Genomic DNA, 4,177 nt, shown 5'->3' with positions numbered 1-4,177 from the left:
GCGAACTCTTTAAGTGTAGATATCAGCTCAAAAACTAACCAGTTAACATGGGTGGCCTGTTAGTTTCCTGATGCTTATTGAGCACAGCGAACCAAGGACAAAGTGACACCTGCCAACCGAAACTAGAATGCTGCAAGTTATCACCTACGATTACCAACGGCACCAAGACAAAGCTAAAAAATTGGAACAGCGTCTGAACTCCATGCCGCAAGCAAAGCTACCTGCAAACTTTATTGCTTCAAACAGGCAAAAAGCCTAAACCAAACGAGCCAGTTAACGCTCGCAACACAGGACAATTTGGAGCGAAGAGGAAAATTGTTCCGAGTGCTTGCGCTTGTTATACGTAATCTGCACCATCAATTTATTCATTTTTTATGGTATCCCACCTTTAAAACCCCATACTTTGTGGTCATTGCACCTAGCTAGGCACTTGATTATTATCAATTACCCCTAAGTACATTGGCTGTTCAAAGCCAAGAAATTCCGGTTGCCATTCTATGTCACCCTCTGCTGCATTATATTGATACTCTGTAGTAGAGAAGACGATCTGAGCTCGATTATCTTTGCAGATGTTTTTTAACCTAGCGATAAATGCTGCAAAATCCTTGGTTTCAATATCATGCTGACGTGGCGTATCAAATATCAGGAATTCTATGGAGGTGCACCCCATGGAAATGAACAGTTCAAAGAAAGCGGCTCTGAGAGCAAGAACTGTTCGCAAAAGTGTGCTGCCGCTGAATTGGGATAATCTTTCCGTTCCAAACAGAACATTAAAATCAGAGTCAACAGTAATGTCTCTCGAAACGTTCATCGTACTGAGGACATCAAGCCATTCAATAATTTTCTTACGATAGGAGTTTCTGAACTCCAGAATTCTAATATCATTCGAGCTGCTCGCACCGCCCTCAAAAGAGGAGATATCTCCTTGAAGGGCCCTGCGCTTATTCAATAGCTGAACGTAATCGTGTCTCTCGGACTCGATCCTTTCCATTACTTCTTTTTTGCCTTGTCGATCAATAATCGATCGCGTTAAGGCACTTATTGCCGCTATCAAAGACGTTGTGTGGGAATTCTCCCCTTCTCTCGTCAAGTTCGATTCAAGCGAGGCAATTTCTTCATCGAGTTTTCTCAAAGTAGATGAATATTCATCTACTCTGATTTTTTGAAAACTGGTGTTTCTATCTAAGTCTTTGATTTGGTCGCGAAGATAAAGCAAGTTTTTCCCGTAAGAATCGGAGCTAGAGGTAAAAAGACCACACCCAGGCGTGGCACAAATATCCTTAAAAGAACTAAAAAGTCGCCGAGACTCTTCATTAAGAGATAAGGTGTTGATCTCGATCTCAATTTCGCCTTTTATCTTATTGAACCCAGATATCCGGCTTTCTAGGTCTTTTATTGAAGAAAAAAGATTATGCCGCTTATTCTGCTTCTCGCGAATTAGTCTTTGTAGAACATAATCTGCATCGTTCGTCGCATCAAAACTATTACGGAGCTCTTCCAATTCATATCTCAATTTTCCCAAATCATCTTCGAGCTCTGCAACGGAAACATTATCACCATCGGACTGCTCTTCGAGTTTTCGGATAAACTCTTCAGTGTTGACGATTTGAATATGTACTAAATCAAGTTTTCTTTTCTTTTCTATGAGAAAACGCTTTGCCTCGAACGAATGTTTTGGTGCTATGCCAATTCCCAATCTGATCATCTCTGCGTACTGATCTTTTATGAAACTACCTGGAGGCTTGTAAGCGCTCGTGTAACCGGCATCTTGATCTATATAAAAGAGAGGCAAAAATGTGGATATATACGGATAAGTGGGCTCGCTCTTATTGGTTGTCAGCGCGAGCGGTGAGAGTCCAAGTCTAGAAAAAAGATACTGGGAGAACTCTTGTTCGTTGTAGAATACACGAGGTTCGTTGGAGCCTCGCTCCGACACCTCTATGTGAAATCTATCAGAAATATACCTCTCTAAAGTAAAGAATTCCTCTTCATGCTCTACAGTGAGGCTGACTGACGAACATTTCGCCATAATATCGTCCCTGTATCGAACAGGGTATCCAAGCGCGAATGCAATTGAATGAATGACAGGCGTTTTTCCGGCGCCGTTCGGCCCATATAGCTGGGTAATATCATTAGCAAACACGAGGTCCTTCGAACCCCAACCGTCCTTGCCTGAAGGATGAATTTTTAATTCAATAAGTTTCATTTCAAATCCATTGCTATTTGTTTTTCTATTTGTAAGTCGAAGTAATTTCGTTCAATCACCTGGAGCGTATAACCGAGGTCTGATTGAACATCTATTGCTTTTGATACGACCTTTTTTCCAAAATTAGTAGCTTTAATGCGGGAATCATGGCGGTCAACCTCAACAAGGCTTACTGTTTCAAGAAAGGTTAGCGCCTTGACTGTCCGCATCCTAAGGTTTGCCGACCACCCCAAGTGTTGGGATGAACCTTTAAAACCTGAAAACGTTCTCTCAAAACACTCACCAATCAACTGACCTAGTTCGTCTGACTTCGGCTTACGACGTGCTTTGGACAACAACAGAATAGTCATCGCGAGCAAGGGGAGATGAAAAAGCGCCTCGTTACTCAGCCGATGATTTGCTGAACCACTGAATTGTTCTAGAGACAATACAATTTCTTTTTCAGATGCTTCTTGAAAGAATTCTTCGTAATTCATCACGCGTTTCCTCTAACCAAAAATGAGAAAACAGCACCGAGAAGGAGTTCACGATCAAGAGTGACAGACAAGTCTTCATATTCTAAAGCTGAAAATACTTTATCAATTCGACTTCGAAGAATTGGCAGGTTTTCTCCAGATTTAACCCACTCAGCAGCATTATCCTCTATTTCTTCAAGAATAAAATTCAGATCGAACTCTGGAACAGTATGGCGTTTATCCCTAAACCATATATCCCATCGAACCTTACAGTCAGATACGTACTCTATCATTTTCTCTGAGGCACCCGCCTTACTCATCAACCTATGAATAATCGAAGCGTTCTTGATGGCTTGTGAGTCTCCGCTATCTCTTAAGCTCTGATATGCCGATTTGGAGATACTCAAAATATCGAGCATTTCGGAAAGACTAACGCCTGCTATATCATCGAGGTCCTCTTCTCCGATTTCCTCTAATATTTTTCCAAACGACTTCCGTTCAACAAGAGATATAAGACTGTTAAGGATTTCCTCACACTCAGAACGCTGCAAATCTATTTCACTGTATTTATAAATGGTCTCTCTCGCATCAGAGAAGAATTTATCGTCGTGTGGATTCAAATAGGAAATATTCGATTTAAGCTGAAGCTTCTTAATTCGATCTATAATACTCTGATCTTCTATAGGAAGCTCTGGAGTTAAAGCGTCATTGAAATTTTCAAGCAGTAATTTGTAATAGTTGTTATCACTATCGTCCTGTATTGCATCACGCAACACTTCTAAATCGTCATTCAAATGGACATTAGTGAGAAAAATTACGTTCCCACAGGAGTTCTCAAATTTGATAGTGTGGATAAGGAGCTTTCCAATATAGCTATCAGTAATCTTGGCTGGTTCGCAGGTCTTAGCGCCTTTCCTTATCCCTAAGACATCATTTACAGACCATTGGTAATTCAACTTACCTTTGGTTTTGACCTGAAAGAAATTATAAACATAATTCCCATCAACATTGAGACGAGAGACAAAATCATCTTGGTAATCACAATAGACCCGGTCTAGCGCCTCATCTTCCAATAAAGACAAGCACTCGAAAGCCGCGCCGCGAAACTGAGCCTGATAACGGGCAATGGTTTCCCTTCCAACGTTCTCCCGTGGTGCAACCTCATGAAGCTTTGGACGATTGCTATCTTCTCCAGTCACGCTCATTTTCCTTTAGGAAATATTCTTCGCTCGATTATACGCATTTCCAACCCCTCTTCTTGATTCTTAATAGCATTAGTACGGCCGTATAACGCCGCCAACACAGGCGAGCGTCAGCGAGTCCAGCCAGCTTGCTGGCGTTTGTGATTGGCCTTGTTATGGTTGTCAACAAACAACTAACATGGGTGGCCTGTTAAGCTGCCCCCATTTAAGTGAATTGTTAGCTTTATAAATAAAACTAAAAAAACATAGTAACTATTCAGCTTCCGACTTGGTGTAAAAAATGCTCGGAAGCTGATCGTTGAATAATAACGTCA

The 4,177-nt window shown here is 41.3% G+C and carries 3 protein-coding genes; all 3 read right to left on the bottom strand.

The window, feature by feature from the left end:
• Positions 1-418 precede the first annotated feature (418 nt).
• The 3 genes from ACFQ1C_RS13725 to ACFQ1C_RS13715 are packed head-to-tail and all read right to left on the bottom strand — an operon-like array spanning position 419 to position 3,860.
• The gene (locus tag ACFQ1C_RS13725; protein WP_379559236.1) at positions 419-2,206 is read right to left on the bottom strand and encodes a hypothetical protein; all 1,788 of its coding nucleotides are present in this window, start codon (positions 2,204-2,206) and stop codon (positions 419-421) included.
• Entirely contained in the window at positions 2,203-2,682 is a 480-nt protein-coding gene (locus ACFQ1C_RS13720; protein ID WP_379559235.1) for a hypothetical protein, read from the bottom strand. Before ACFQ1C_RS13720 ends, ACFQ1C_RS13725 begins: the two co-directional genes overlap by 4 nt.
• Positions 2,682-3,860 (bottom strand): dsDNA nuclease domain-containing protein, encoded by a 1,179-nt coding sequence (locus ACFQ1C_RS13715; RefSeq protein ID WP_379559234.1) that lies wholly within the window; start codon positions 3,858-3,860, stop codon positions 2,682-2,684. Before ACFQ1C_RS13715 ends, ACFQ1C_RS13720 begins: the two co-directional genes overlap by 1 nt.
• Between the last annotated feature and the right edge of the window lie 317 nt (positions 3,861-4,177).

The organism is Oceanisphaera ostreae, from assembly GCF_042676125.1.
GTDB classification, from domain to species: Bacteria; Pseudomonadota; Gammaproteobacteria; order Enterobacterales; family Aeromonadaceae; genus Oceanimonas; species Oceanimonas ostreae.
Note: the sequence above shows the minus strand (reverse complement) of the source record. Positions and strands in the feature narration are given on the sequence as shown.

What these genes read in the sequence shown, in the direction of transcription:
- ACFQ1C_RS13720 (WP_379559235.1), bottom strand. Translation starts at nt 2,682, where the DNA reads ATGAATTACGAAGAATTCTTTCAAGAAGCATCTGAAAAAGAAATTGTA.
- ACFQ1C_RS13725 (WP_379559236.1), bottom strand. Translation starts at nt 2,206, where the DNA reads ATGAAACTTATTGAATTAAAAATTCATCCTTCAGGCAAGGACGGTTGG.